At 71.7% G+C, this 26,356-nt stretch carries 27 protein-coding genes; 4 read left to right on the top strand and 23 right to left on the bottom strand.

What is annotated here, in order from left to right; genetic code table 11:
- Positions 1-7: 7 nt before the first annotated feature.
- The 5 genes from ACFWRV_RS12780 to ACFWRV_RS12760 form a co-directional block, all read right to left on the bottom strand.
- A complete protein-coding gene (locus ACFWRV_RS12780; RefSeq protein WP_384332577.1) occupies positions 8-418 on the bottom strand; it encodes a PTS-dependent dihydroxyacetone kinase phosphotransferase subunit DhaM in 411 nt (136 codons plus the stop codon).
- Entirely contained in the window at positions 415-1,026 is a 612-nt protein-coding gene (gene dhaL, locus ACFWRV_RS12775) for a dihydroxyacetone kinase subunit DhaL (RefSeq protein WP_384332574.1), read from the bottom strand. The genes ACFWRV_RS12780 and dhaL overlap by 4 nt, the downstream gene beginning before the upstream one ends.
- A gap of 111 nt (positions 1,027-1,137) precedes the next feature.
- Positions 1,138-2,130, bottom strand: coding sequence for a dihydroxyacetone kinase subunit DhaK (gene dhaK / locus ACFWRV_RS12770; RefSeq protein WP_384332571.1), 993 nt, complete (start codon positions 2,128-2,130; stop codon positions 1,138-1,140).
- A gap of 324 nt (positions 2,131-2,454) precedes the next feature.
- Complete coding sequence (locus ACFWRV_RS12765; RefSeq protein ID WP_384332568.1) at positions 2,455-3,468, bottom strand: hypothetical protein; 1,014 nt, start codon at positions 3,466-3,468, stop codon at positions 2,455-2,457.
- Entirely contained in the window at positions 3,465-6,911 is a 3,447-nt protein-coding gene (locus tag ACFWRV_RS12760; protein ID WP_384332565.1) for a DNA polymerase III subunit alpha, read from the bottom strand. The genes ACFWRV_RS12765 and ACFWRV_RS12760 overlap by 4 nt, the downstream gene beginning before the upstream one ends.
- Before the next feature lie 306 nt (positions 6,912-7,217).
- On the opposite strand from ACFWRV_RS12760, the gene ACFWRV_RS12755 reads away from it, so the two are divergent.
- From ACFWRV_RS12755 to ACFWRV_RS12745, 3 genes are all read left to right on the top strand, one after another.
- Positions 7,218-8,033, top strand: coding sequence for a sulfite exporter TauE/SafE family protein (locus tag ACFWRV_RS12755; protein ID WP_384332562.1), 816 nt, complete (start codon positions 7,218-7,220; stop codon positions 8,031-8,033).
- Positions 8,034-8,299: 266 nt separating this feature from the next.
- On the top strand, positions 8,300-8,653 hold the full coding sequence (locus ACFWRV_RS12750) for an STAS domain-containing protein (RefSeq protein WP_384332559.1): 354 nt from the start codon (positions 8,300-8,302) through the stop codon (positions 8,651-8,653).
- Positions 8,654-8,711: 58 nt separating this feature from the next.
- The gene (locus ACFWRV_RS12745) at positions 8,712-10,406 is read left to right on the top strand and encodes a SpoIIE family protein phosphatase (RefSeq protein ID WP_384332550.1); all 1,695 of its coding nucleotides are present in this window, start codon (positions 8,712-8,714) and stop codon (positions 10,404-10,406) included.
- Positions 10,407-10,530: 124 nt separating this feature from the next.
- Here ACFWRV_RS12745 and ligD read toward each other — a convergent pair whose 3' ends face one another.
- Positions 10,531-11,463: a non-homologous end-joining DNA ligase gene (gene ligD, locus ACFWRV_RS12740; protein WP_384332547.1), complete on the bottom strand. Its 933-nt coding sequence runs from the start codon at positions 11,461-11,463 to the stop codon at positions 10,531-10,533.
- 40 nt (positions 11,464-11,503) lie between these two features.
- Positions 11,504-12,454, bottom strand: coding sequence for a Ku protein (locus ACFWRV_RS12735; protein ID WP_384332544.1), 951 nt, complete (start codon positions 12,452-12,454; stop codon positions 11,504-11,506).
- A 337-nt stretch (positions 12,455-12,791) separates the two neighbouring features.
- Here ACFWRV_RS12735 and ACFWRV_RS12730 point away from each other — a divergent pair, with 337 nt between their 5' ends.
- Positions 12,792-13,388 (top strand): TIGR04222 domain-containing membrane protein, encoded by a 597-nt coding sequence (locus ACFWRV_RS12730; RefSeq protein ID WP_384332541.1) that lies wholly within the window; start codon positions 12,792-12,794, stop codon positions 13,386-13,388.
- Positions 13,389-13,559: 171 nt separating this feature from the next.
- On the opposite strand, the gene ACFWRV_RS12725 is transcribed toward ACFWRV_RS12730, so the two are convergent.
- The 16 genes from ACFWRV_RS12725 to ACFWRV_RS12650 all read right to left on the bottom strand — a co-directional run bounded on the left by ACFWRV_RS12725 (position 13,560) and on the right by ACFWRV_RS12650 (position 26,269).
- Positions 13,560-14,498 (bottom strand): SDR family oxidoreductase, encoded by a 939-nt coding sequence (locus ACFWRV_RS12725; RefSeq protein ID WP_384332538.1) that lies wholly within the window; start codon positions 14,496-14,498, stop codon positions 13,560-13,562.
- A 93-nt stretch (positions 14,499-14,591) separates the two neighbouring features.
- Complete coding sequence (locus ACFWRV_RS12720) at positions 14,592-15,086, bottom strand: Asp23/Gls24 family envelope stress response protein (protein WP_384332535.1); 495 nt, start codon at positions 15,084-15,086, stop codon at positions 14,592-14,594.
- 120 nt (positions 15,087-15,206) lie between these two features.
- Positions 15,207-15,485, bottom strand: coding sequence for a gas vesicle protein K (locus ACFWRV_RS12715; RefSeq protein ID WP_030807560.1), 279 nt, complete (start codon positions 15,483-15,485; stop codon positions 15,207-15,209).
- Positions 15,482-15,709 carry a gas vesicle protein gene (locus ACFWRV_RS12710; protein ID WP_384332532.1) on the bottom strand — a complete coding sequence of 76 codons (228 nt, stop codon included), beginning with the start codon at positions 15,707-15,709 and terminating at the stop codon, positions 15,482-15,484. Before ACFWRV_RS12710 ends, ACFWRV_RS12715 begins: the two co-directional genes overlap by 4 nt.
- A gap of 2 nt (positions 15,710-15,711) precedes the next feature.
- The gene (locus tag ACFWRV_RS12705; RefSeq protein ID WP_384332529.1) at positions 15,712-16,542 is read right to left on the bottom strand and encodes a GvpL/GvpF family gas vesicle protein; all 831 of its coding nucleotides are present in this window, start codon (positions 16,540-16,542) and stop codon (positions 15,712-15,714) included.
- Positions 16,539-16,934, bottom strand: coding sequence for a gas vesicle protein (locus tag ACFWRV_RS12700; protein ID WP_384332526.1), 396 nt, complete (start codon positions 16,932-16,934; stop codon positions 16,539-16,541). Before ACFWRV_RS12700 ends, ACFWRV_RS12705 begins: the two co-directional genes overlap by 4 nt.
- On the bottom strand, positions 16,931-17,995 hold the full coding sequence (locus ACFWRV_RS12695; RefSeq protein ID WP_384332523.1) for an SRPBCC family protein: 1,065 nt from the start codon (positions 17,993-17,995) through the stop codon (positions 16,931-16,933). The genes ACFWRV_RS12700 and ACFWRV_RS12695 overlap by 4 nt, the downstream gene beginning before the upstream one ends.
- Before the next feature lie 5 nt (positions 17,996-18,000).
- On the bottom strand, positions 18,001-18,834 hold the full coding sequence (locus ACFWRV_RS12690) for a histone protein (protein ID WP_384332520.1): 834 nt from the start codon (positions 18,832-18,834) through the stop codon (positions 18,001-18,003).
- Positions 18,835-18,839: 5 nt separating this feature from the next.
- Complete coding sequence (locus ACFWRV_RS12685; protein WP_384332517.1) at positions 18,840-19,094, bottom strand: gas vesicle protein GvpG; 255 nt, start codon at positions 19,092-19,094, stop codon at positions 18,840-18,842.
- Positions 19,095-19,096: 2 nt separating this feature from the next.
- Positions 19,097-19,855: a GvpL/GvpF family gas vesicle protein gene (locus tag ACFWRV_RS12680; RefSeq protein WP_384332514.1), complete on the bottom strand. Its 759-nt coding sequence runs from the start codon at positions 19,853-19,855 to the stop codon at positions 19,097-19,099.
- Between the two features lie 3 nt (positions 19,856-19,858).
- Positions 19,859-20,323, bottom strand: a complete 465-nt coding sequence (gene gvpJ / locus ACFWRV_RS12675) for a gas vesicle protein GvpJ (RefSeq protein ID WP_384332511.1) — start codon at positions 20,321-20,323, stop codon at positions 19,859-19,861.
- A gap of 36 nt (positions 20,324-20,359) precedes the next feature.
- Positions 20,360-20,683 carry a gas vesicle protein gene (locus ACFWRV_RS12670; protein WP_384332508.1) on the bottom strand — a complete coding sequence of 108 codons (324 nt, stop codon included), beginning with the start codon at positions 20,681-20,683 and terminating at the stop codon, positions 20,360-20,362.
- A 294-nt stretch (positions 20,684-20,977) separates the two neighbouring features.
- Complete coding sequence (locus tag ACFWRV_RS12665; protein WP_384332505.1) at positions 20,978-22,933, bottom strand: glycogen debranching N-terminal domain-containing protein; 1,956 nt, start codon at positions 22,931-22,933, stop codon at positions 20,978-20,980.
- On the bottom strand, positions 22,930-24,318 hold the full coding sequence (locus ACFWRV_RS12660; protein WP_384332502.1) for a trehalase family glycosidase: 1,389 nt from the start codon (positions 24,316-24,318) through the stop codon (positions 22,930-22,932). The genes ACFWRV_RS12665 and ACFWRV_RS12660 overlap by 4 nt, the downstream gene beginning before the upstream one ends.
- A complete protein-coding gene (locus tag ACFWRV_RS12655; protein WP_384332499.1) occupies positions 24,315-25,115 on the bottom strand; it encodes a TIM barrel protein in 801 nt (266 codons plus the stop codon). Before ACFWRV_RS12655 ends, ACFWRV_RS12660 begins: the two co-directional genes overlap by 4 nt.
- A 107-nt stretch (positions 25,116-25,222) precedes the next feature.
- Positions 25,223-26,269, bottom strand: a complete 1,047-nt coding sequence (locus ACFWRV_RS12650; protein ID WP_384332496.1) for a zinc-binding alcohol dehydrogenase — start codon at positions 26,267-26,269, stop codon at positions 25,223-25,225.
- Positions 26,270-26,356 lie beyond the last annotated feature (87 nt).

The following is a 26,356-nucleotide window of genomic DNA, read 5'->3' as shown; positions in this document are numbered from 1 at the left end:
CGAGGCGCTACGTCTTGCGGTAGCCGTACGCCTCCGAGGCCGCCGCCTCCACCGCCGCGAGGTCGCCGCCCGCCGAAGCGGTCACCACGGCGGCCACCGCGCCCTCCACGAACGGCGCGTCCACGAGCCGCGTGTCCTCGGGCAGCTCGTCGCCCTCGGCGAGCATGGCCTTCACCGTCAGGACCGCACTCCCCAGATCCACCAGGACCGCGACGCCCGCGCCCCGGTCCACCGAGGCGGCGGCCCGCCCGATCAGCTCGGCGCTCGTCCCGAGCCCGCCGTTCGGCAGCCCGCCGGCCGGGGCGACGGGCGCGGTCACCCCTCCGGCGGCGAGCCCCCGGGCCAGCTCGGCGACCGATTCGGCCACCGGGCCGCTGTGGGAGACCAGCACGATGCCCACCTGCCGCTCGTCGCTCACGCGTCCGCTCCGTCCGTCGCCGTCGCCGCCAGGGCCTCGACCAGCAGCGCCGCCGAGGTCGCGCCCGGGTCCTGATGTCCGATGCTGCGCTCGCCGAGATAGCTGGCCCGGCCCTTGCGCGCCTGCAACGGCACCGTCGCCTCGGCGCCCGCACGGGCCGCGTTCGCGGCGCCGTCGAACGAGGTGGCGAGGGCCTCCGCCGCGGGCAGCAGAGCGTCGAGCATCGTCTTGTCCCCGGCCTGGGCGCCGCCCAGCTGCCCCACCGCGGCGACCCCCGCGGCGAACGCCTGCGCGAGCTGTTCCTGTGTCACCTCGGCATCGTCCCCGAGCGCCTTGCCCGTACGGCGCAGCAGCGTCCCGTACAGCGGGCCCGACGCCCCGCCGACGGTGGAGATGAGCTGCCGTCCCGCGAGGGTGAGCACCGCACCGGGAGTGGCGGGGGCGTCCTTCTCCAGCACCTCGGTCACCGCCGCGAAGCCGCGCTGGAGGTTGCTGCCGTGATCGGCGTCCCCGATCGCCGAGTCCAGCTCGGTCAGATGGTTCGCCTCACGCTCCACGGACGCCGCGACAGCGGTCATCCAGCGGCGGAAGAAGTCGGTGTCGAGCACATGATCTCCTGTTCCTCGGTCCGGCCCCCCGAACGGATCGTCCTGGCGGCACGGGCGGTACGCGGCCCCGCGCCGGGCCGCGTACCCGGTCACGTACCCCGTCGGCAGGTCTCAGCAGCCCCAGCGGAGCGCGGCCGTCCGCACGGGTGCGTCCCACAGCCTCAGCAGCTCCTCGTCGACCTGGCACAGCGTCACCGAGCAGCCTGCCATGTCGAGCGACGTCACATAGTTCCCCACGAGCGTACGAGCCACCGGGACGCCCCGCTCGGACAGGACCCGGTGGACCTCGGCATTGAACCCGTACAGCTCCAGCAGCGGTGTCGCCCCCATGCCGTTGACCAGTGCCAGCACCGGGCCGGTGGGACGCAGGTCCTCCAGGATCGCGTTCACGGCGAAGTCGGCGATCTCTCCGGACGTCATCATCGGCCGTCGCTCACGTCCCGGCTCCCCGTGGATGCCGATGCCCAACTCCAGCTCTCCGGACGGCAGATCGAAGGTGGGGCTGCCCTTGGCCGGAGTGGTGACGGCGCCGAGCGCCACCCCGAAGCTGCGCGAGGCCCCGTTCACCTGCCGCGCGACGGCGGTCACCCGCTCCAGCGGCGCCCCCTCGTCCGCCAGAGCTCCGGCGATCTTCTCGACGAACAGCGTCGCTCCCGTCCCACGCCGCCCGGCGGTGAACGTGCTGTCGCTCACGGCCACGTCGTCGTCCACCACCACCTGGGCGACCTGGACGCCCTCGTCCTCGGCGAGCTCGGCGGCCATCTCGAAGTTGAGCACGTCACCGGTGTAGTTCTTGACGACGAACAGCACGCCCGCCCCACTGTCGACGGCCGCCGCCGCCCGCACCATCTGGTCCGGCACCGGGGAGGTGAACACCTCCCCGGGACAGGCGGCCGACAGCATCCCGGGCCCGACGAACCCGGCGTGCAGCGGCTCGTGTCCGGAACCGCCCCCGGAGACGAGGCCCACCTTTCCCGCCACGGGCGCGTCCCGCCGGGCGACGACCCGGTTCTCCACATCGACGGTCAGCTCGGGATGCGCGGCCGCGATGCCTCGCAGGGCGTCGGCGACCACGGTGTCGGGAACGTTGATGAGCATTTTCATGCCTGTCTCCTGGTGAGCGTAGCAACGGGCTTCGTGACCTGCGGTTTTCCAGGTGAGGAGGGGTCTGGCCGGTTGTGGATCTTGGCGGTCCGCAGCGGCTTGCCGTGCCTTGTGGCGGTACTGACGCTGACTGTTTGCTGAGTTTCCTGACCAGTCGTCATCTTGTCGGCGTGGTGCTCTTTGATCTTGACGGGTGGCTACGGGGTGCTCCACCGTGATGATGCCAACGTGGCGTGTGCGATGCCACCGCAAAGGCGGCCGCCCTGCTTGTCAGCGTCCCGTCCAAGAGCGAGCGGAGAGCCGTGGAACGCGGCGGCGGTCTTCTCACCCGGCCCCGGGGTAGGTCGATGCGGCTCCGGCGATGCCGGGGCCGTAGCGGGTCGTGGCCTTGTCGAGGGCTGTTTCGAGGCGGCGGAGCCGGTCGTCGCGGTCGTCGAAGGTGAGCTGGCGGGTGGCGTGCTCGGCGGAGTGCAGGCGTTCCGCGCGTACGGCAAGGGTGCGGACGCGGGCGCGCTGGAGGCCGAGGCCGGTAAGGAGTTCACGGGCTGCGGCAGCCAGGGCGGGGGTGTGGGCGGTGGGTTCGGCGAGGCTGCGGCTGCGGGTGGTCTGGGTACGGTCGGCGTACGTGACGGTGAGCGTGAGCGCCTGGGCGATCTCGTCGCTCGCCCGCAGCCGCCGGCCGAGTTCCTGGGCCAGCCCGAGGACCGCGCGGTGGTGCTGGTCGGTGTCCAGTTCGTCGTGGTCGAAGCGGTGTCTCGTGCTCAGGGTCCTGGGAGCGGCACCGGGCGCGACGGGCCGTTCGTCGATGCCGTGGGCGCGGTCGTGGGCCTGGCGGGCGGCTGTGGTCCCGAGGATGCGCTGGAGGGTGTGGAGCCGGCTGTCGGCGATGTCGCCGACCGTGGTGATGCCGTAGCGGGCCAGCGTCCGGGCGGTCTTCGTGCCGATGCCGGGCAGGGCGGAGGCCGGCCTGGTGCGGAGGAACGCGGCGATCTCGTACGGGTCGTCGCGGATCACGGTGGCGGCGCCCGGCGGGGTGAGGTCTGCGGCGATGGCCGCGATGGAGCGGGTGGGCCCGGCGCCGGCTGAGCTGGGGACGCCGTGGAGGGCGAGCAGGCGCAGGCGGATCACGGCCACCAGGCCCTCGACGTCGCGGCCCCAGTAGGTCAGGGCGCCGGTGAGGTCGACGTAGGCGGACCAGTCGGCCGGGAGCGGTTCGACGCGGGAGCTGACGCCGTCGACGACGGCGAGCAGCTGCCCGTACAGCTCCTCGCTCCGCTCGGCGGGGTGGAAGTGGATCCGCAGGATCGCGCGCGGCCGCGGCCTGTTGGTGCTGGTCATCCGGCGCTCCCCGGGCTCTTGTGCCCGAAGCGGGTGAGGTCGGCCGACCGGGTCCCGGCGGGCTGGAGGTCACTCCACGGGTGCAGGCGGGCGCCCGCGGTGCCGTCCGGGATCGTCCGCCCGGGGCCGGGCTGGGCGGGGGTGGGCGCGGGGGCCTGGCCGAGGAGGTCGAGGACGGCCTGGGGACCGTGGGTGGCGCGGGCGGCGGCGAGTTCGTCGAGATCCCAGGCCATCTCACCGACCACGGTGCGCCGGGGTCCGCGGGCTTCCACGGTTCCGCGGACAAGCAGCAGACCGTGGTGGAAGACGGTGTGGGCGCACCGTTCGTGGGAGTCCTCGAAGAAAGCGAGGTCGACGAGACCGGAGCCGTCTTCGAGGGTGACGAAGATGATCCGCTTCCCCGAAGCGATCGGCGGGGTCTGGGTGGAGGCGCGGACCCCGGCGACCAGAACGCGCTGCCCGGGGTCCATGGCGCGCAGGTGCTTCGCGTCCGTCGCGCCGATCTCCCGCAGCAGCCGGTGGCGATCCTCCATGAGATGCCGGGAGACGTCGATCTTGAGGACGCCGAGCTCGGCGTCCAGCCGCTCGCGGGCGGTCATCTCCCGCAGCCCGGACGATCCGGCAGAGTGCGGGGTGGTGGCGAGCGGAAGCTGCCCGGTCCCGGGTCGGGTGCGGGCCTGGCGGTGAAGCTCGGTCGCCTGCAGCAGCAGGTCCCTCCGGGACGCCTCGCCCTTGAGCCGGTCGAGGGCGCCGATGCTGATCAGGCGTTCGGCGGTCGGCAGCTTGGGGTGGGCGCGGGCGTAGAAGTCCTGCAGGGAGGTGTAGGGCCGGCTCCCGGCGATCCGGGCGACCTCGTCGTCGGAGATCCCGTGCACCGTGGCCAGGGAGATCCGCACGCCCCACCCGGATCCGGTCCGCTCGACCGCGTAATGCGGCTGGGAGGCGTTGACGTCGACGGGCAGGACGGGAACGTCGTGGCGACGGGCATCGGCGACGATGACGCGGGCCGGCCACATCCCCGGATCGTGCTCCAGCAGCCCGGCGTACAGGGCGGCCGGGTGGTGGGCCTTGAGCCAGGCGGACTGCAGCGCGGGTACGGCGAACGCGACGGCGTGCGCCCGGCAGAATCCGTACGCACCGAACGAGGCGACGATGTCCCAGACCTCGTCCAGCACCCCCGGGCTGTACCCGCGGGCGCCCGCCTGCTGCCGGAACCACGCCTCGACCCTGGGCAGCCGTCGCTGGTTGCTGAGGGCGCGGCGGGCCACTTCGCCCAGGGCGCGGTCGCAGCCGGTCATGACCGCGAGGATGTCGATGATCTGCTCGTGCCAGATCGTCACCCCGTAGGTGTCGCGCAGGACCGGCTCCAGGTCGGGGTGCGGGTAGGTGGGTGCTGCGCCGTGCCGGGCGGCGATGTAGAGGGCGGGCATCCCGCCCTGGACGGGGCCGGGACGGAAGAGGCTGATGTCGGCGATGACGTCCTGCGGATCGCGGGGCTGGAGCCGGCCGACCAGGTCCTGCTGGCCGGGAGACTCCAGCTGGAACATGCCGACGGTGTCGGAGGCCTGGATGAGGGCGAAGGCGAAGCGGTCGTCGAGGGGGACGTGGTCGGGGTTGTCGAGGTCGATGGCCTTGCCGGTGGTACGGCGGATCTCGGTGACGGCGTGCGCCATCGCGGACTGCATCCGCACCCCGAGGACGTCGAGCTTGAGCAGGCCCAGGTCCTCGACGTCCTCCTTGTCGGCCTGGAGCATCGGGTACTCCCCGCCGGGGGTGGGCTGGACCGGCAGCCGGTCCAGGAGGCTCGTGTTGGAGAGGATCACCCCGCACGGGTGCATCGCGATCCCGCGCGGCAGCGCGTCCAGGCTCTCGGCGAGCTCCCACAACGGCCCGTACCGCCCGGCGTCGGCCGCGAGCTCCCGCAGCTCCGGCAGCTCGGACAGGGCGGAGCGGATGTCGCAGGCCCGGATGTGCGGGAACGACTTCGCGATCCGGTCCACGGTTGCCGGAGCGATCCCGAGCGCGAGGCCGGTGTCCCGCAGCGCGTGCCGGGCCCGGTAGGTCTCGGGCATCCCGGTGACCGCGACCCGCTCCCGCCCGAAGCGCTCGATGATCCGGTCGTAGACCTCCAGCCGGCGCGCGGACTCCACGTCGATGTCGATGTCCGGCAGCGAGGAGCGGCGCTCGGACAGGAACCGCTCGAACAGCAAGTGGTGCTCCAGCGGGTTCGCCGTGGCCACGAAGAGCGAGTGGTTGACCATGGAGCCGGCTCCGGAGCCGCGGGCGGCGACCCGGATGCCCATGTCCCGCACGTCGGCGACGACCTGGGCCACGGCGAGGAAATACGGCTCGTAGCGCAGGCGGCCGATGACGCCCAGCTCGTAGTCGAGCTGGTCCATCGACCGCCGGTCCCGGTCGAGACCGCGGGCGGCCATACCGCTCTCGCACCGCTGCCGCAGCAGCCGCATCGCCCCGCCCGGCCCCGCCTCGGCCCCGACCACGACCGGTTCGGGGAAGTGCGGCACCCCGAGGCCCAGATCCCTCACCGGATCGACCTCGCACGCCTCCGCGACGGCCACGGTGTCGGCGATCAGCCGCACGGCGCGCGCCCGGCCACCCCCGGCGGCGGCCGCCACCTGCTCGGCGATCTCCGTCATCGCCGGCCCGTCCTTCAGCCACCGCTCCCCGCAGTCCAGCCGCCGCCGGTCGATGGGCCGCAGCAGCCGGGCCGCGTCCAGCACGTCCGCGACCCGGTGCTGGGGCCGGTCGGCGTAACGCACGGCGTTGGTCAGCACGGCCGGAATGCCGAGGCGATCGGCGAGCGCCAGGGTGTGCGCGGCCAGGCGGACCGACCCCGGTCCGGTGCCGGCGAGCCCCCAGCACACGAGCTCCAGCCGCAGCCCACCGCCGACGGCCCGCTGCCACGGCGCGAGGAGCCGCTCGGCGATGTCCGGGCGGCCACCGGCGAGCGCCCGCAGCGGCTCCGACGCCGGACCGAGCAGCACCATCAACCCTTCGCCCGCGTACTGGTCGAGCATCTCCCAGGAAGCTGCCGGCGGCGCACCCGCGGCGAAGGCCTCGGCGTGCGCGGCGGACACCATCCGGCACAGCCGCGCCCATCCGGCCGCGTCCCGAGCCAGGAACGTCGCCCGGAACGCCGCCTCCGCTACGTGCGCACCGCCGCGCACCGGGGTGCGACGGCGGGCCTCGGACGAGGGCACGTGGGGGGCGACACCGAGATCGACACCGAACAACGGCTTCACGCCGGCGGCGGTGGCGGCCTTCGCGAAGCGCACCGTGCCGGTCACCATGTCGCGGTCGGTCAGCGCCAGCGCCCCGATCCCGCGCTCGGACGCCCGCGCGACGAGGTCATGGGGATGCGAGGCACCGTAGCGGGCCGAAAACCCACTACTGACATGCAGATGAGGGACGCTTCCTCGCATGACACCCTCCGACCAGATACCCCCAAAGTAGTACCAAACGACCTCACTACCTCTCGACTCTATCGAACATTAATTCGAACACGCGAGCTGGAGCCATCTATGTTTCGGCCAGTGATGTGTCTGTTGCTGAGCGTTCTGTTCGGCTGCTGAGCGCGACAGGCGGACGCCCTGGGCGCCGTAGCTCGTCCTGCCGCCTACGAGGTGGTTCAGAGGACCTGATGAGTCCCGAGCCGGTTCTCGGTGTCTTTCCCCGAAGGTGCGGTTCTTTCAGGGCGGGAGGGCCCGCCAGCCGCGAGGATGCCTGTCATGACCACCGAACAGACCCTCGTCCCGCTCCGGTCGACGCACTCGATGCCCGTGGTGTTCGCCGCCGGGGCGGCCATCGGTGTGCTGGGCGGGATGATCGGGTTGGGCGGCGCGGAGTTCCGCCTGCCGCTGCTGATCAGCCTGTTCGGCTTCGCCGCGCTCTCCGCCGTCATCCTGAACAAGGCGATGAGCCTGGTCGTGGTCCTGACGGCGCTGCCCGCCCGTCTGGCGGCCGTGTCCGCCTCCGACCTGGCCGCACACTGGCCCGTCGCGGTCAACCTCCTGGCCGGGAGCCTGCTCGGTGCCTGGGCCGGGGCGTCGTGGGCCGTCCGGATGCGCTCGTCCACTCTCTACCAGGTGCTGGCCGTGCTGATGGTGCTCATGGCCGCGGCCCTGCTGTTCACCCACTTCTCGACGCTGGGGACGCTCGACTTCCCGCTGGGGGCGCAGGTGCCGCTCGGGGTCGCGGCCGGGTTCGGCATCGGGGTCGTCGCGGCCATCATGGGCGTGGCCGGCGGTGAGCTGCTGATCCCGACGATCGTCCTGCTCTTCGGGCAGGACATCAAGACGGCGGGGAGCCTGTCCCTGCTGGTGTCGCTACCGACCATGCTGGTGGCGTTCGCCCGCTACAGCCGTGACGGCAGCTTCGCGGTGCTGGGCGCCAACCGCCGCTTCGCCCTGGTCATGGTCGCGGGCTCGATCGCCGGAGCGGTACTCGGAGGGCTGCTGCTCGGGGTATTCCCGGACGTGGTCCTCATCCCCGTACTGGTCGTGATCCTGCTCGTCTCCGCCGTCAAAATCGCCCGCCACGACTGACCACGCCCGACTTCGGCCAGCGGCCGACCAGACGCCCGGAGCGGCCGACTACGACGCTCGGTCACCCGTTCGTCCTGCCGCATCGCACCCTGAGCGAATCTCACCGAACCTTGACGGATCGCCGTTCGTCTCACCGAGGTCGCGCGAATCCTCTTCCCGGGATGGGCGAATGAGTGTTCCGCGCCTGCTGGGTCTGCTTGGGCGGTGTGCTCGCCGGTGCCCGAGGGGTGCGATGATCGGCATATTCCAGGTGAGGAGGAACCGCCATGGTTCCGGTGTCAGGTGTGGAGCGGATTTCTGACGTCGGGGCGTGGGCGGTGCTTTCCCTGTTCGGTGACATCGACGTGCACGTGGTGGCGCGGGTGCGTGAGGCCGTCGACGAGTTGGTCTGCGACGGGCGCGTGCACCTGGTGTGGGACCTGGAGGGCGTGAGTTTCATGGACTCCGCCGGTCTGGGGGTCCTGGTCTACACGATGCGTTCGGTGGAAGCCCGGGAGGGCAGTGTCCGGCTGGCGGGACCGGATCAGCAGGTGCGTCGGCTGCTGGAGCTGACCGGGCTCGACGCGGTGGTCGAGTGCCATCCCGACGTCGCGTCCGCGGCCGGGCGGACGGCCCGGTGAGAACGGATGGGCCGATCACACTTCCGGCCTCGGCACCGAGTTCGGCACAATACGGGCTGTGGAGAGATTCGTTGACAAGGGCATACCAGCTGAACCGCTGGCCGGTGGCGCGTTGATGTCGGTGCTGTTCGACGCAGCGGGCGCCGGTGTGTACGCGGTGGATGTCCAGGGCGTGGTGGTCGCCTGCAATCCGTGGGCGGAAGAGCTGCTCGGATACGCGCCGGGCACGCTGATCGGTGTCGACGCCCACCGGGCTCTCAATCCCCAGGCGGCGAACACGGACGGGCTGCGCGAGCAGCGGCCGATCCTTGCCGAGGTCGCCCAGGGCAAGCGGATCAGCGGTGACCGGGCGGTGCTGCTGCGCGCGGACGGTGCGGCGCTGCCGGTGTGGTGGTCGGCGGTCGCGCTGCCGCCCGATGCCGGGCACGGAGAGGGGGCGGTCGTCGTCTTCCATGACGCCTCCGCCCAGCGCGAGCGCGCCAGCCGGCAGACCACCCGCTACGCGCACAGCGAGACGATGCGCGAGCAGGCCGAGTACGACCTCGCGGAGATCACCTGGCTCGGCGAGATCACGCTTGCGATGGTCAGCACCCTGGACGCTCAGCAGGCACTGGAGCGCCTGGTGCGTCAGCTCGTGCCCCGGCTGGCCGACACCGTGTTCATCGATCTCTCCGAGGGCAGCGTCATGCATCGGGCGGCCTGGGCACACCACGTGCCCGGCATCCTGCCTGCCGCGCCGTGGGACACGTGCGTGCCGGAGAATGCCGCACACCGTGAGGCGCTCGTGCGGATCCGGCAGGGAGCGGGGATGCGGCACCTGCCCACGCCGGCCCTGGCGGGAGGAGGGGACCTTCTGAACCTGGTGGAGGCCGAGGACGTCCTGGTCGTCCCGCTACGGCTGCGCGCCCAGACCCTCGGTGCTCTGACTCTGGCCCGCACCGCGGGCAGCCCGCCGTTCAACGAGGCCGACCGGGTCATCGCCGAGGAGGTGGCCCGGCGCACCGCGCTCGGGCTGGAGAACACGCACCTGCACGCGGCCCAGGCCGACATCGCCGCCACTCTCCAAAGGGCCCTGCTCACCGACCTGCCGCAGGTGCCCGGTCTGGAGCTGGCCGCCCACTACCAGCCCGCCCAGCAGGCCGCCGAAGTCGGCGGGGACTGGTACGACGCCTTCGTCCTGCCCGACGGCGACCTCGCCATGGTCATCGGCGACGTGACGGGCCACGACATCAAGGCCGCCTCGCGCATGAGCGAACTGCGCAACATGCTCCGCGCCCTGGCCGTCGACCGGCCCGACGAAACCCCCGGGCAGATCCTTCGACGCCTGGACACCGCCCAGGCCCACCTCAGGCTGGCCGACTCCGCCACCGTGATCCTCGCCCGCCTGCACCCCCGGCCCGACGGCACCTGGGAACTGTCCTGGTCGGTGGCCGGACACCCCCCGCCCCTGCTGCTGGCCACCGATCAGACCAGCACCTACCTCACCGGCCCGCACGCCATGCTCCTCGGCGTTCGGCCCACCATGGATCGCCCGACCGCCCGTATCCCCCTGCCCGCCGGCTCCACCCTCGTCCTCTACACCGACGGCCTCGTCGAGTCCCGCACCCAGAACCTCGACACCGGCATGACCCGCCTGCGCCAGCACCTCGACACCCACCAGCACCTGCCGCTGACCCGCCTCTGTGAACAACTGGCCGGCGAACTCGGCGACACCCGGGACGACATCACCCTCATCGCCCTCCGCACCCCCTGAACCAAGGGCAACCAAGGGCAACCAAGGGCACAGAACCTGACTTCCCGGGCGCGGGACAGATGCAGTCGGTACTCAACCTCCGCTGAGGACGCTCGAATTCCGGTGCGACAGGACAGCGTTCGAGTCACCCGAGGTCGCCGGGGGCGAGGTCGGGGCGTAGCCGGTGCCAGGAGGGGTGGCGCAGGCGTCCGGCTCGGGTGCGGGAGGTGTAGCGGACCTCGCCGACGAGCTGGGGGAGTACCCACCGCGCCCCGGCCACTGGCGGGACCTGCGCGAAGGGACAGGCGTCGACGGCCGCGGCCTTGAGCAGCTCGGCGAGGCGGGTGCGTTCGGCCTCGTTCCAGCCGGTGCCGACGCTGCCCGCGTAGTGCAGCAGCCCGTCGTGCCGCCGGCCGACCAGAACCGCCCCGGGCAGGCCGGTCAGCCGACCGCGCCCGGGTACCCACCCGCCGATCACGACGTCGGCGAGGCGGTGGACCTTGATCTTCACCCAGGTCTTCGAGCGCACCCCGGGCTCGTACCGAGAGGTGAGCCGTTTCGCGATCAGCCCCTCCAGCCCGGCATCCCGGGCCATCTCCCACGCCTCGGCGCCGTGCCCGACGATCGCCTCGGGCGCCGACCAGGCGGGCCCGGCCGGCCCGAGACCTGCCAGCAGTTCCCGTCGCTCCGCGTACGGCAGGCCGGTCACGGGGCGGCCGTCGAGGTGCACGACGTCGAAGAGCATCAGGTGCGCGGGCACCCGGGCCGCCATGCGCGCGGCCTTGGCGGGGGAGCCGACCAGGCCCATCCTCTGCTGGAGGCGCTCGAAGTCGCTGCGGCCCCGCTCGTCGAGCGCCACGATCTCGCCGTCGAGCACGGCGCTGTGCGCGCCGAAGGCGTCCGCGAGGGGGAGGAGTTCGGGGTAGGCGGCGGTGATGTCCGTACCTGAACGTGCGCGCAGGAGGATGGTGCCGTCGCCGGGCAGGTAGACCATGGTCCGCTGGCCGTCCTGCTTCACCTCGAACGCCCAGCGGTCCTCCACCCCCGCCGCCGGCAGGGGGCCGGGTGTTGCGAGCATCGGCTCGATCCTCGGCAGGACGACGCCGGCAGGAGGAGGGTCAGGAGGCACTGCGCTTCTTCGCGGCCGTCTTCTTCGCGGCCGTCTTCTTGGCAGGCTTCTTCGACGCCGTGGACTTCTTCGAGGCGGCCGTCTTCTTCGCTGGTGTTTTCCGGGTGGTCTTCTTCGACGGCCGCATCTCGTGCACGGTGGCGTCCTCGCCGTCGTCGCCGCGGGACTCCTTCGCGGCTTTGACGGAGGCGTTCAGGGCGGCCATCAGGTCCACGACCTCGCCCTTGTCCCGCGTCTCGTCCTCGGCCGGGGCGGGCAGGGGCTTGCCCTCGGCCTTCGCGGCGATGATGTCCTCCAGGGCCTCGCGGTACTCGTCGTGGAAGCCGGACAGGTCCTCGATCGTCATCCGTTCGGCCAGCTGGAGGGCCTGCTCGATCTCCTCCTCGCCGATCTCGACCTCGCGCGGGGCCAGCTCGTCGGGGTTGCGGACCTCGTCGGGCCATTTCATGGAGTGCAGCACGATCGCGCCTTCCCGGATCCGCAGCAGGCCCAGGCGCTCACGGCCGTGCCACGCGAACTTCGCCACCGCGACCTTCGAGGACCGCTCCAGGGCCTTGCGCAGCAGGGTGTAGGGCTTGGCGGCGACCTGTCCGTCGGCGGCCAGGTAGTAGGAGTCGCTGATGCGGACCGGGTCGATCGTGCCGGCGTCGACGAACGCGGCGATCTCGATCGCCTTCGCCGTCGGCAGCGGCATCCGGTCGAGTTCCTCGTCGGTCACCGTGACCGTCTCGTCCTTCGCGATCTCGTAGCCCTTGCCGATCTCGTCCTGGGACACGACCTCGCCGTCGAGCTCGCAGACCTTCCTCGTCCGCACCCGGCCCATGTCCGCGAGATGCACCCGGTGGAAGTGGACGTCATGGTCCTCCGTCGCGGACACGATCTTCACGGGAATCGTGACCAGCCCGAAACTGATGGCACCGGCCCACAACGGTCGCGGCATCTCTTCCACCTCCAGGGCCCCTGCGCCGCCGCTCGGCGAAAGGGGAAGCCGGGGACCGCCCGGTCGAAACGCCCGGGCTGCTACGTCGTACTTCTGATCCTCACGCGAGGTGGGGCGGCCCGCATCCCCACCCCGCCGTCGGCGCGGGTGACCGGCCCACGTCCCGACGGCGCCCGGTGAGGCGTTCCTCGGAGTCGCGGCGCAGGCCCGCATGTCGCACCGCGGCATGCGCCTCTCCCGCAACAGAGGCTCCGAATTCGGCCGAATCCTTGGCTGGGCCCTCATGTCGGGGAACGATGGAGACAATGGGGTGTGCCTGACCGGTGGAGGACAGGACATGGCGCGGTCATGGGGACGACGCACGGCGGGGGACAGCGGTGGGGCGCTGGACCTGTACGCGTACGCCTTCCTCGCGGGTGGTCGGCAGCGAGTCGTGGAGAGTGCCATCGTGGCGCTGACCGAGCAGGGCGTTCTGTCCATGCGTGCCGCCCGGCTTCGCGCCACCGGTGAAATTCGGTCGGGGCACGAGGTCGAGTGCGCCGTCATGGTCTCCTGCCCTCGCGGCAAGCGCGTCCAGGACGTGCTCGATTCCGTCGCGCGCTCCCCATCGGTCGACGACATCGCCCGACGACTGGTGGGTCTGGGGCTGCTGCGCGGTAGGGGGAAGCGGATCACCCGCGCGGGGCGGCGACTGCTGTCGGCCGCCGCATCGGAGGGCAGTCTCCCCGCGTACGTCCTCGAAGGACCGGCCGTCCTCGTCAGGAGCCCCGTCCGGCACGGACTGCTCTCCGCCCATCCGATTCCCGACGGACTCGGCCGCACTCTCCGCCGCATGGGGAAGGCCCTCGACCCCGATTCGTCCACGGGCAGTACCGGAGACGGCGCCTCGGGCGGCGGCTTCGGGTGCGGTGGCGGGTCGGGAGGGGGCGACTAGCAGGGCATGACGCTGTGGGGGGAGGAGGCCGCGGGCCTGGCTCATCCGCTGCGTACCCGCTGACGTCGCTGACCGAACGTCACCAACTCTCGAACGCATCTTTCGGCCACTCATGGAAGCCTGTGGGCGCGCGGCGCGGCCGTGGTGGCCCGTGTGGAGCGGATGGCGGCGCTACCGGCCGGGTGGGGGAGTGGGGTGGGTGGCCCGGTAGGAGGTCCAGTCCGCTATGCCTCCGGCGCCCAGAACCTCGCCGGGGGAGGACATCTCCTCGCTCGGACGGGCCTGTAGTTCGCGGCGGGTGGCCCGGGCGACGAGGACGGGGAACAACGGGCGCAGAGGCTGGCACCAGCGGAGCCAGGGCGGGGCGTAGATGTGCGGGGTCCGGCGGACGATGCCCCGGGTGAGCCATTGGGCGACCTGGTCGGGGGAGTGGACGCGGCGGGCAGGGCGGGGCTGATTGCGGCGCAGGGCTTCGAGGACGGGGTGGTCGTCGATGCCGGTGAGCATGTCGGTGCCGGTCCAGTGCAGGTAGGCGATGCCGACCTGGACGCCGTCAGGTTCGACCTCGCCGCGCAGGGCGAGGGCGAACGACTCCGCTCCGGCCTTGGAGGCGCAGTAGGCGCTCATCATGGGTGCGGCGCCGAACGCGGCGGTCGAGGCGATCTGGAGGAGGTAGCCCCGGGTGGCGGTGAGCTGGGGCAGGAAGGCGCGGGCCGTGTTGGCGGAGCCGATGAGGTTCACGTCGATGACACGCTGCCAGAGTTCGGCGGAGGTGTGGCCGAACGGGCCGCTGACCGCGATACCGGCGTTGGCCACGACCACGTCGGCGGGACCGAACTCGGCCGCCACGCGGCGTGCGGCCTGCGCGAGCGCTGCGCGGTCGGTGACATCGCACTCGACACAGATGCTCGGACCGCGGAGGGACTCGGCCGTCGTCAGCAGGGTCGCCTTTTCCCGTCCCAGCAGAGCGACACGCATCCCGGCCTGCGAGAGGCTGCGGGCCAGCGCCTCGCCGACGCCGCGAGCGGCGCCGGTGACGACCGCGGTCCGCCCGTGCAGAGGACGGGCGGGAACACGGCGGGTCCGGCGCCCGCCCGGGCTGTCGTGCATGGTTTCTCCTCGCTCGCTGACCGCAGGTCCTGGACGGGCCGGCGTTCGGGGCCGTGCACGGCAACCCACTGCCTTCGACCGAAAACGACCCCCTTACTGGACGCGGGGAGAGCCTCCACCCGAGCGGGACCCGCCCTGGCCACCGGAATCGTCGTCATCGTCGTCGTCACCGGGGATGTGGACGTCGAAGACGACGATGTTGATCTCGACGACCTCCAGCCCTGTCATCGTCTCCACGGCGTCGGTCACGTGGGTCCGGATCAGGTCGGCGAGTTCGTGGATCGGTGTGCCGTACTCCACCTCGACATCGACATCGATCGCGGTCTGCTTCTCTCCCACCTCCACCTTGACGGCGCGACGCGCGCCGGAGGAGCCGGAGCCGGACGAGCCGGGCATGCGCCCGGTGACGGCGCCCAGCGCCTTCGACGCCCCTCGTCCTACGGAGTGGACGCCTTCGGTCTCACGGATCGCGATGCCGGCGATGGTGGCGACGACGTTGTCGGTGATGGTCGTCCTGCCGCGACCACGGGATCCTTCGGAGCGCTCGCCGGTCGCGGTGCTTTCGCCCAGGAGTTCGGTGTCGGCCATGTCTGCCTCACAGAGAGTCATTGCCACGGACCTGCCCCCCGGCCCGTGCGGGCCCCTCTTCTCACTCTGCTCCTGCTCGACCGCGTACGCCATTCGAGTTGCTCGGCGGCACGCGCGCTCTCAGTCGCGGGGCAGCAGGGTTCCGAGCGGTCCGAGATCGAGGTTGAGGTCCTCGGGACGGACGCCGTGCTGCTCGCAGAGCTCCTTCATCCGCTGGTCGAGCAGCATGAGCGTGGTGCCGATCTCCTCGACCTGCTCGTCGCTCAGATCGCCCTGCTCCACCCGGCGGATGGCCTGTCTCTCCATCAGCTGCCGCAGCAGTTCCACCACCGTCAGGACCAGGGCCACGAGGTCCCGCCCCATCTGCTCGGAGTCCAGATCCACGCGCGGGCCCGTCACAGCGGCCCTCCGTCGCTCCAGGGCGAGGGCACCCGTTCGTTGACCGACGACAACAGCGCGTGCAGCGACAGCCGTACGAGGGGTACGTCGGCGATGGCGATGACCACGTCGCCGCTGACCACCACTCCGGTCGCCAGAACGCGGTCCAGCAGGTCGACGAGCGGCACTCCGAGAGGACCGCTCAGGGGTTCCGGACTGTCCCAGGGCACCACGTCGCGCGCCACGGTCACACCTCTCCGACGAAGGAATACGGCACCCAGGGGCCCGACAGTTCGATCTGTGCTCCCGTACGTTCGCCCAACGCCCTTACCAGCAGGCCGACTTCGCTTGCCCGGTCGTCGGCGACGAGGTAGGTGGCGTTGAGTACGTGCACCCGCTGATCGCCCGACAGCGCCGCACCGTGCGTACGCAGCCGACGCGATGCGGCGGCGACTCCGCGCAGTTCGGCGTCCACCGACTCGGCGATGTCCAGCGCCTGTTCCCGGTGCTTCTCCCGCCGCGCCTGGGCGCCCCGTTTCCGGTTCAGATAGGCGAGACCCGCCCCGGGGGTGCGGCCGACGGCCGCCTCCGGGACCGGCTCGTCGGACGCCGGGCCCGGATCGGGGGCCACGGGCCGGTACACCTTCACTCCCCACTCCGCGTGGTGCGCGACGCGCTTCAGCGCGGTGTGGAAGCGGTCCGCCTCGTCGGCCAGGCGACTTCGGGCCCGGTCGTCGTCGTGGTACAGCGTGGCGAGAGGCAGGGGAACGACGGGCCCGTGCGCGGCCACGGTCGACACCACCACGTGGTGGGCCCGCGCGTACCGCTCGATCTCCTCCCGGTCGGACAGCCGCCCCTGCCAGACCTCGTCCGTGAAGTCGGCGGCGGGGACGGTCTGCACCACTGCGGTCAGCAGGCCCGACGGCAGCAGCCGGACCGCTTCACCGCCCGGCATGCCGGCCACGCCGGTGACATCCAGTGCGCTCGTGGCACGCGTGCTGCGGCAGACGGCGAACACGTACGTGACCGCTTCGTCCGCGCACGAGGACGCCACCCGTGCGTCCGAGGGCTGTGTCATCTCTGTCCGCTCTCCTTCTCCCGGCCGGTCCGCTCCTGCTGGTCCTTCTGCCGGGGCGCCGGCTGGTCCAAGGACGCGTCGGCGGTCGGTTCGAGCGCCCGCAGACGCTCCCTCAGCTCACGGTTCTCGTCCTCCAAGGCGTTGCGCGACGCCTTGGAACTCAGCGCGGGATCGGTCTCCCACCAGTCGATGCCCGCCTTCTTCGCGGTGTCGACCGAGGCGACGAACAGACGGAGGCGGATGGTGAGCAACTCGATGTCGAGAAGATCGATCTTGATGTCGCCGGCGATGACGATGCCCTTGTCCAGGACGCGTTCGAGGATGTCGGCGAGGTTGTTGGTCTGAGGCCCGGGGATCGGCTGATCGCCCTGCCGGAAGTCGAGGTCGGTCACCGCGACTCCTTCGCGCGACGCCTACGGCTTTGACGCCTCGGAGCGGGGGGCTCCTCCTCGTCGTCCTCCTCCGGCTCCTCCTCCGGCTCGTCTTCCTCTTCCTCTTCCTCGTCGTCCGCTTCTTCTGCCGGCTCTCCGTCGTCCTCGTCCTCGGGCTCGGGCTCCTCTTCCTCTTCCCCTTCCTCCGCGTCCTCCTCGTCCTCGTACTCCCCGTCCTCCTGCTCCTCCGCCTCCTCCTGCTCGATGGCGTCCTCGTGGGAGACGACGACCTCACCGTCGCGGATCTCGCCGCGCCAGCCTTCCGGCTCCTCCTCGGTGAGGGTGACGTAGCGCTGGAAGTGCTTGAAGTCGAGCCGCATACGGCGCCCCTGGACGCGCCAGAGGTTGCCCGTCTTCTCGAAGAACCCGGAGGGGTAGTACTCCACGACCAGAATGATCCGGGTCAGTGTGGGCCCGAGCTCGTGGAAGCTGACCGCTCCGTTGGTCGTTCCCTTGGCGCCCTCCGACGACCACACGATCCTGTCGTCCGGCACCTGCTCCTGCACCGTGGCCTTGAAACTGCGGGACGAGGGACCGATCTTCACCTTCCAGTCGCTCTCCGTGTCGTCGCTCTTCGAGACATCGCGGACGCCCTTCGCGAAGCTGCTGAACTCCTCGTACTGCGTCCACGCGTCGTAGGCCGTACGCAGAGGCACGCCCACATCGAGGACCTCGATGATGTTCATGATTTTGCTGCCGCTGGACTTGCGCTTGCCCTTGCCGCCACCGCCGAAGGCTTCTTTGGCCTTTTCCACGACCGTGTCCTTGGCGCCCTTGGCCTTCTCCGACACGAAGGCCTTCAGCGGGGAATCGCCCTGGAGCACACGGGAGCCGATCGCGGGCAACGAGCCGCCGTTCTCCGTGACATCGCTCAACTGACCGGTGAGATCGGTGAGTTTCCCGCCGGCCTTGTCGGCGATCTTCTGCACCTGGGCGCTGGCGTACTTCGACAACTCGCCCTTCAGACGGTCGACACCCGACTCCTGCGCCTCTTCCGGTTCGGCCTTGTCCGACTTCACCATGACGTCTACCTCCCGCTACCGGAGCGCTTGGTCGCTGTCCGCTTCGACGAGGCCGACTTCGTGGACCGCTGCTTCGCCGTCGTCTTCTTCGCTGTCGACTTCGCCGCCGACTTGTTGGCGGGGGCGGATTTCTTGGCCTTCCCGGCCGTGGAGGTGCTCTTCTCGGCTGCGGTCTTCTTCGCCGGGGCCGCCTTCTTGGCCGCGGTCTTCGCGGTCTTCTTGGCGGGAGTCTTCTTCGAGGGAGCGGCGGACTTCTTCGCCGGGGCGGACTTCCGGGGCGGGGCCTTCTTCGCGGGGGCGGCAGGCGCCTTCCTGCGCCGAGGTCGCGGAGCCGGGGCTTCCTCCTCCTCCGGTTCCTCGTCCTCTTCTTCTTCTTCTTCCTCCTCGTCAGGCTCCTCCTCGCCGTCCTCGTCCTCGTACTCCTCGTCCTCGTCTTCGTACTCCTCGTCCTCCGGCTCGCCCTCTTCCTCTTCGTACTCCTCCTGAACCTCGTCCTCGTCGGCCTCGTCCTCGGCCTCGCCGGGCGCCTGGCCGAGGCGCAGCGTACGGTCACTGATGGCGTCCGCCAGCGAGGTCATGCCCCGGTTGGCGGCAGCGGTCACGGCCTGGCGCCCGGCGTCCAGGACCTCGCCCCTCAGCTGTTCCTGCAACTCCGCGAACTGGGGCACCTCACCGAGCCGGCGCATTCCCTCGGCCGCCAGCTGACGGGGTTCGAGCCCGAACCGCCGTCCCGCCAGATAGGTCGCGACGGTCAGCGCGAGCCGCCCCTTCTTCGTCCGGCCCAGCACGTACCCGCCCACTACGGCGGCTGCCAGCGCCACCTTGGCCTGGTCATCCATGTCTGTCACCTTCTGTTGTCGACGTCGCAGCGCTTCTGAGCGGCGTGGAGCCGGTCGAGCAGCCTTTCCTCCTCCGCTTCGAACGCTTCGAGATCAATGAGTTCTTCGTCGAGTTCGCGGTTGAGTTCGGCGAGTTGCGCACGGATCACACCGGGGTCGTACAGCTCGCGCTCGGCGGTGTCCTGGAGCTTCTCCGCGATCCACACCACGCCGCGCGCCGGAGCGAGCGGCAGAAGAAGGAGTCCGGAGATCAGTCCCATCGTCAGCCTCCGGCCACCGCCGCCGGCCGGCGCGGGGCGCCCGGGTCACCGACGAAGCTGTAGCAGGGCAGCGGACCCGCGAGGCGGATGTCGACATGGCTCCGGCGGGCGTCGGCGAGCCGTTCGGCCGTCGCACGGAACCGTTCGCTGTGGCCGCGCGGGACGAGGAAGGACGTGTTCAGGGTGCAGCCCTGGACCTCGGGCCCGGTGGCGGCCGCGCGAGCCAGCGGGGCGAGCTCGCGCAACACCTCCTTGCCCGCTTCGGCCGCGCGTCGCGCCAGGGCGGAGGCCACCGCTTCGCCCAGCCGCACGCTGGCCTCGTAACCGGGGCGTCTGCGCGCCGCGTCACGCAGACGCCGCACGGCGGCGTCCTCGACCACCACCCTGGCGAGGGAGTCGTGCGCGGGCAGGGCCTTGACGTTGACCTCGACGTGCCCGTCGAGCTTCTTCAGGGTGGCGAGGTGACGCGTCTCCGCCACGGCCAGCTGGGCGAGGAGAGCGTCCTCGTCCGGCGCCACCATGCCGAAGCGCATCGGCAGGACGGGGCCGCCGTCCGCCAGGCCCATCAGCAGGTCCTGGTGTGCCAGCAGGTCCCGACGCCGTGCGCGCAGCCGGGCGGGGGCGTCACTGACGACTGCGGCGATCTTCCCCGTACCGACGACGCGCAAGGCGGCCGGCGGATCGCCCACGCCGCCCGCCCCCTCGGGCAGCGCGGTCCCGTCGCTCACCACCGCGTAGACGTACAGTCCGTCACCGTCCACGGCTCAGGCCTCCGCTCGGCGGCGCCTGCTTGCGCCGCTGCCGCTGCGGGCGGGGGCACGACGCCTCCTAGGGGGCTCTTCCTCTTCCTCCGCCTCGTCGGAATCGTCGTCGCGTCCCACTGCCTTGCGTACGGAATCGCCCACCGACTCCGCGGCCTTGCGCACCTTGCGCTTGCCGACGGCCTTCGCCGCACCGCCGCCGAGCAGCTCGGGGACGGTCGTGCTGCCGGAGTCCCGTTCGAGGTCGAGCCGGTTGCACGCCTCGGCGAAGCGGAGGTAGGTGTCCACGCTGGCCACGACAATGCGGGCATCGATCTTGATGATCTCGATGCCGACCAGGGAGACCCGGACGAATACGTCGATCACCATGCCCCGGTCGAGAATGAGCTCCAGCACGTCGTACAAGGTGCCGGCGCGAGGCGGACACGGAGCGATCTCGTCGGCGTAGGTCGTGGTCGTGGTCGTCATGACGGTGGGTCCTTCCAGCTGTCGGACGGTCTCGGATCACTCGTCTGCGGCACCGCGCCGGTAGCGACGGACCCGGCGGTACTCCTGAAGCTCTCCGGCCTTGTCCAGCTGCACCTCGTAGGAGGCGAGCAGGCTCGTCGTGTCCGGGATCCGGGGCACCTCGAGCACGTCCACGACCACGCACCAGCCGTCGTCGTCATCCGAGCGCCGGACCGCGGAGACGCCCTCGGCGCGATGGCCGATCAGCCCCTCCAGGCTCTGGCAGGCAGCGCGAGCAGCGTGCTCGGGCCCCTTCCTGGGCGCGGTCTTCTTCCGGGCCCTCGTCGGGCTCGTGGCCCGCGCCGAACGTTGGTCTGCCATAGCGCCCAGTCTCGTCACATTCGGGCGCGTCGCATCTTGGGCGGGCCGGTAGTGCGACACGTCTCCCGATCCTCCGGTGGACTACCGGGGATCCGGGCACCCTTGGCCTTTGCTTCGGGCCGAGGCGGCCCGGAGCGCCGCCGCATACCCCGACGGGGTGTCATCGACAGCGGACGCCTGCGACACCGGGACTCCCTGGCGGGCGCGGTGCGCTGCGGATCGCCGCCACCCCCGCTGCTCACCCTCCGGCGCAACCTCGGCGCGGCCTCGGGGCGTGAACCGCGCGACGCGGGATCATGCCGGGCGCAGCCGCCGCAGGGCACTGAGGACGGCCAGCGGCGTGGCGGTCGCCCAGGCCTGAGGCGAGCAGGAGTGGGGATAGGGCACGGGGCGCGGGTGCTCGGTGCGTCCGTATCCCGCGAGCACCTCCGGCAGCCGGTGGCCGTAGTACGCGGAGGCGTCCAGCAGACCCTGGGACAGCGTGCGTGCCTCGTCGGCCAGGCCGTGGCGGGCGAGGCCCAGCAGGATCACCGCGTTGTCGTGGGGCCAGCAGCTGCCGCGGTGGTAGGAGAGCGGGTGGTACGCCCGCTGTCCCGAGGCCAGCGTCCGCACAGCCCACCCGGAGAAGAAGTCGGGCTCCATCAGGCGCCGTCCCACCCGCCCGGCCTGTTCCGCGTCGAGGATGCCCGACCACAGCAGGTGACCGGCGTCCGAGGCCAGTGCGTCGGCCTGGCGGCCCCGGCCGTCCAGGGCGAGCGCGGGGAAGTCGGCCTCCGGCATCCAGAAGTCCCGCGAGAACCGGTCGCGGAGCTCGGCGGCGGCCCGCTCCAGCCGCTCGGCGTACGCCGCGTCGCTCCAGCAGGTGCGGGCCAGCCGAGCGGTACGTACCAGCGCGTCGTAGGCGTACCCCTGTGCCTCGGACACCGCGATGGGTCCCTCGGCCTGCGTGCCGTCGGCGAAGCAGACCGCTCCGGCGGAGTCCTTCCAGTTCTGGTTGACCAGACCCCGCACATCGGGGGTGTAGACCAGGTATCCGTGCTCGTCGAGTCCGCCGTCGCGGAACATCCAGTCCACCGCCGCCCGCGCCTGCCCCTCCCACCGGGAGGCGGGGGAGGGGTCGCCGGTGGCCCGCGTGTACTTCTCCAGGAGTACGAGGAAGAGGGGGGTGGCGTCGATCGAGCCGTAGTAGCGGCCGTAGGGGACCTGGCGGAAGTGGGCCAGTTCGCCGTGCCGGATCTCGTGGACGATGCGTCCCGGCTGCTCGCCCCGGTCCGGGTCGTGACCGGTCCCCTGGGTCGCGGCCAGCGCGCTCAGAGTGGCCGCGGCGAGTTCCGGTCGGTAGGGCAGGGCGAACAGGGAGGTGAGCAGGGAGTCCCGGCCGAAGAGGGTGAGGAACCACGGGACTCCGGCGCCCGGCACCCGGACAAGCTCCCCGCCCGTGCCGGTCACCGGCACCCGGAGCCCCGCCAGATCGCTCAGCCCCCGGGCGCAGGCGGCGGCCAGCGAAGCGGGCGCGTCGGCCGGCAGCGACAGCGGGACGTCGGTGAAGGCCTGGGTGTCGCGGGCCAGTTCGGATCGAGCCTCCTGCGGCGAGGTGACGGCCGCGGGCACCGGCGCGCCGTGGGCGTACGCCGTGGCGGTGAGCGTGAGGCTCGCCGAGCCGTGGGCAGGTACGTCCAGCCGCCATTCCAGCCGCTGCGCGGTGCCCTCGTCCCCGTCGGGCCGGACGGAGGCGGGGGCAGGGCTCGCGTGCACGACTGTGCGGGAGAGCCAGTGGCCGCGCCGGTAGCTGAAGGTGACCCCGTCCGGCCCGGCCTGGGCCGCTCGCTCCGCGCCCTCCTTGAGGTAGCGGCGTCGGTCGGAGCGCAGTTCGAACTGGTCGGCGAAGTCGGCGTCCAGGGTGAACACGAGGATCGCCGTGACGGGGGAGGGGAGGTTGTTGACCAGCCGCAGATGCTCCGTCAGCACGCCCTCTCCCAGAGCCTGTTCGCGAAAGATCGTGTAGTCCGCCGGCTCGTCCCGGGTCCCCGGCGGGGTGAGAACGCACCGGGCGGAGTGCTCTCCCGAGGACGGCACCAGGACGGTCGGGGCAACTCCGCCCACGCTCAGGGCCAGTCGGCTCAGATGACGGGCGTCGCGATGGAAGAGTCCGTCCGGGATCGTGCCGCCCCGGCCGGTGATGGAGCCGTCGGTGCCCAGGACGGCGAAGGTGCCCGAGCGCACCAGCGTGGGGCCTTGCCTGTCGTTCACGTGTCCGCTCCCTCGGTGAGGCCGGGGTCCGTCTCGCCGTTCGCCACCGGCCCGGTGGCCAGCAGGTCCAGGGCGAGGGCGGCCGTCCAGCCGAAGTTCCTGGTGCCGCGCGCCTGCGCGGTGACCGGGTCGACGTACTCGGAGAAGCCGCTGGAGCCGGCCGCGGTGAGCATGGCCCCGCGCAGCGCGTCGGCGGCGGAACCGTAGCCGTACTGCCTCAGGCCCCGCTCCAGCAGCCAGTTGGTGTTGAACCACGCGGGCCCGCGCCAGTAGCGGGACGGGTCGAAGGCCGCGCCGGAGAAGTCGAAACTGGGCGCCATCGGCACCTCGCCGAGGCGGAAGCCGTCGCCCGTCGCCGTGGCGATCAGGGCCCGCACGATGTGCGGCGGCAGCCCGGGCACGACGAGGGGCACGAGCCCGGCGACGCTGCGCTCGGCGATCAGCCCGCCCCCGACCACGTCGCGGCAGAGGAACATGCCGGCCGCGGGCGACCAGAGCCGCTCCACCAGAGCCGCCGTGAGTCGCTCGGCCCGCTCCTCGTGGCGGGCGGGATCCGCCCCCGCCTCCGCCGCGATCCGGGCGAGCGCGTGCTCCGACACGATCAGCAGGGCGTTGACGCACGGATCCTCGATCGCGAAGGCGTGGCTGCCCCGCGCATCGGTGTACCCCGCGTCGCGGTAGTCGGCCGCCAGCCGGACATAGCGCCCGTAGTCCAGATCGGTGGGGCGCTCGGCCGGCTGTCCGTGGTCGAGGTCGGCGCGCCGGTAGCTGCCCGGGGCCATCGGCTCGACGCGTTCCAGCGGCTTGTCCCAGCAGGGACTGTTGTCCATCCCGGCCTCCCACGGGTGCACCACGGAGGCCAGTCGGCCGCCCCCCAGGTCGCGCGGGCCGGTGAGGTAGTCGTGCCAGGCGGCCAGGGCGCCGTACACCCTCTTCAGGAAGCCGCGCCGGCGTGAGGTGTCCGGGTCGGCGAGGTGGACGAGCCAGGCGGCCAGCGCGTGCACGGGCGGCTGGACGATGCCGGAGGTCTCGGTGCCGGCCGGAGAGCCCGCTGCGGCTCCGGCCCGCGAGGAGCGCCAGAAGTCGGGGCTGGGGAAGTACGCGTCCAGCGGCACCGCCGGGTTGAAGACGATGTGCGGGACGCGTCCGTCGGCCCATTGGGCGCCGAGCAGGCTCTCCAGCTCACGCTGGGCACGGCGTACCGACAGGTGGCGCAGGCCGATGGCGATGAACGCGGAGTCCCAGCTCCACTGGTGGGGGTACAGACCGCGGGAGGGGATGGTGGAGGCGCCGGTCCAGTTGGTGAGCAGGACCCGTGCCGCGCCGCGCCGGAGCGTCAGGTCTCCGGTGGCGGCGGGCACGGGAGTGGTGAGGAGCGTCGTCACGCGCCGGACCTCCGCAGGAACGCCGGGATGGAGCGGACGGCCGCGACGGGGTCACCCGTCAGACGGCACTCGGCGGCGAGGTGGCCCTCGTAACCGATGGTGTGCAGCGCGCCGATCCAGGCGGGCCAGTCCAGGTGGCCCGCGCCGGGCTGGAACCGGTTGGAGTCGCTGACCTGGGCATGGCCGATGTAGGGGGCGGCCGCGAGGATGGCGGCGGCGGGATCGGCTTCCTCGATGTTCATGTGGTAGCTGTCGATGCCGATGCGCACCGAGTCCAGGCCCACCGTGCGGATCAGCTCGGCCGCCTGCTCCAGGCGGTTGACCATGTGGTCCTCGTACCGGTTGAGGGGCTCCAGATACAGCTCCGCGCCCTCCTTGCGGGCGTGCTCGCCGAGTTCGGTGAGCCCCGACAGCAGCACCTCGCGGTCCTGCTGCTCGGTGCGCGGCGGCTCGAAGGGCGGCAGCCGGCGGGAGAACATTCCGTAGGAGGCGGGGGTCTGCACGCCCAGCGCGCCGATCTGTGCCGCCACGCTGATCTGGGACTTCATCTGGTCCAGCGCGTCGCGGCGCAGGCTCTCGTCGAAGGCGGCGAAGAAGTGGAGCATGTCGACGCAGACGGTCGGCATGACCACGCCGTCGGCGACGGCCCGGGTCAGCTCGGGCAGCCGGTCGCGGAAGTGGAAGTCGCCCTTGGAGCGCAGCTCGATGGCGTCGAACCCGGCGTCCTGGGCGAAGGCCCATTTCTCCTGGAGCGAGTCGCCGGGAAGAAGCTGTTCCTGGCAGGCGGTCTTGAGCATGGGGTGGATGCCTTTCGGCGCTGGGGGACGCGGGGATCCGGTCCGTCGGCGACGGCCGGCCGGGCTCGACCGCGTGGACGGGCGGGGGCGGTTGGGGGCGGCCGGTCTCAGAACTCCAGGACGACCTGGAGGGCCTCGGCGGGCCGCTCGTCGAGCAGGACGTAGGCGTCGGCGGCATCGGCCACCGGTACGACATGGCTGACCAGGGACTTCACATCGACCTGGCCCTCGGCGACCAGGGACAGGAACGTCTGCTGGAGCCGTTCGACGGTCCACCGGCCGGCCAGCTGCGGCGGCACCCCGCCGATCTGCGAGGAGATCAGCTGGACCCGGTTGTGGTGGAACTCGTCGCCCAGCCGCAGTCCCGTGCCGTCGCCCTGGTAGAACCCGGAGGCGACGACGCGGCCGCCCACGGTCACCGCGCGGACTGCCTCGTGCAGGGCCGGATGGACGCCGCTGATCTCGATGGCGACATCGGCGCCCGCCCCGCCGGTGGCCTCGCGGATGCGCATCGCGACCTCGTCGGTGCGCGCGTTGAGGGTGTGCCGCGCCCCGTAACGGAGCGCGGTCGCGAGGCGGCTCTCGATGGCGTCGACCGCGGTGACCCGGGCGCCGCTGAGCTGGGCGAGGCGGGTGGTGAGCAGACCGATGACCCCCTGGCCGAAGACCGCGACGTCCTCGCCGAGATGGATGTCGGCGGCGAGGATCGCGTTGTACGCGATGGCGCCGACCCGGGCGAACGCTCCGGCGAGCGGTTCGAGCCCGGCGGGCAGGGCGTGGCCGATCATCCGGGCAGCCGGGACCACGCCTTCGCTGCGATGGCCCCAGATACCCCAGACCAGGTCGCCGACGGCGGGCATGCCGGGGGTGGAGACCAGCTCCGGGGAGACCTCGGTGACCTCGCCGACCTCGGAGTAGCCCCAGCCGGCCACCGGGTACTCGATACCGGCGGCCCCGTCGCGGAACAGCCGGCTCTCGGCGTCCCAGGTCCGGGTCAGGTAGGGATTCGTCCCCCGGTAGGCGGTGAGTTCGGTGCCCGCCGAGATGCCGGAATAGCGAGTTCGTACCCGCAGATGCCCGGCCGGAAGGGGAGCACTCTCGTGCTCGGCGACTTCGACCTGGCGGGGGCCGGTGAACTGGACGACGCGTTCCACGGGGTCTCCGTACTGCTGGGAGGTGTGCTGCTCGCTGACTTAAGTCGAAGATATCTGATGCTTATGTCTTGTCAACCAGCAAAAGTG

The organism is Streptomyces sp. NPDC058576, assembly GCF_042718715.1.
Classification (GTDB): domain Bacteria; phylum Actinomycetota; class Actinomycetes; order Streptomycetales; family Streptomycetaceae; genus Streptomyces.
The sequence above is the reverse complement of the archived record's forward strand: the minus strand, read 5'-3'. Positions and strand labels throughout refer to the sequence as shown.

Coding starts and splice junctions, on each gene's coding strand:
- dhaK (WP_384332571.1), bottom strand. CDS start 2,130: ATGAAAATGCTCATCAACGTTCCCGACACCGTGGTCGCCGACGCCCTG.
- ACFWRV_RS12765 (WP_384332568.1), bottom strand. CDS start 3,468: ATGACCAGCACCAACAGGCCGCGGCCGCGCGCGATCCTGCGGATCCAC.
- ACFWRV_RS12760 (WP_384332565.1), bottom strand. CDS start 6,911: ATGCGAGGAAGCGTCCCTCATCTGCATGTCAGTAGTGGGTTTTCGGCC.
- ACFWRV_RS12755 (WP_384332562.1), top strand. CDS start 7,218: ATGACCACCGAACAGACCCTCGTCCCGCTCCGGTCGACGCACTCGATG.
- ACFWRV_RS12750 (WP_384332559.1), top strand. CDS start 8,300: ATGGTTCCGGTGTCAGGTGTGGAGCGGATTTCTGACGTCGGGGCGTGG.
- ligD (WP_384332547.1), bottom strand. CDS start 11,463: ATGCTCGCAACACCCGGCCCCCTGCCGGCGGCGGGGGTGGAGGACCGC.
- ACFWRV_RS12735 (WP_384332544.1), bottom strand. CDS start 12,454: ATGCCGCGACCGTTGTGGGCCGGTGCCATCAGTTTCGGGCTGGTCACG.
- ACFWRV_RS12730 (WP_384332541.1), top strand. CDS start 12,792: ATGGCGCGGTCATGGGGACGACGCACGGCGGGGGACAGCGGTGGGGCG.
- ACFWRV_RS12725 (WP_384332538.1), bottom strand. CDS start 14,498: ATGCACGACAGCCCGGGCGGGCGCCGGACCCGCCGTGTTCCCGCCCGT.
- ACFWRV_RS12720 (WP_384332535.1), bottom strand. CDS start 15,086: ATGGCCGACACCGAACTCCTGGGCGAAAGCACCGCGACCGGCGAGCGC.
- ACFWRV_RS12705 (WP_384332529.1), bottom strand. CDS start 16,542: ATGACACAGCCCTCGGACGCACGGGTGGCGTCCTCGTGCGCGGACGAA.
- ACFWRV_RS12695 (WP_384332523.1), bottom strand. CDS start 17,995: ATGGTGAAGTCGGACAAGGCCGAACCGGAAGAGGCGCAGGAGTCGGGT.
- ACFWRV_RS12690 (WP_384332520.1), bottom strand. CDS start 18,834: ATGGATGACCAGGCCAAGGTGGCGCTGGCAGCCGCCGTAGTGGGCGGG.
- ACFWRV_RS12685 (WP_384332517.1), bottom strand. CDS start 19,094: ATGGGACTGATCTCCGGACTCCTTCTTCTGCCGCTCGCTCCGGCGCGC.
- gvpJ (WP_384332511.1), bottom strand. CDS start 20,323: ATGACGACCACGACCACGACCTACGCCGACGAGATCGCTCCGTGTCCG.
- ACFWRV_RS12670 (WP_384332508.1), bottom strand. CDS start 20,683: ATGGCAGACCAACGTTCGGCGCGGGCCACGAGCCCGACGAGGGCCCGG.
- ACFWRV_RS12655 (WP_384332499.1), bottom strand. CDS start 25,115: ATGCTCAAGACCGCCTGCCAGGAACAGCTTCTTCCCGGCGACTCGCTC.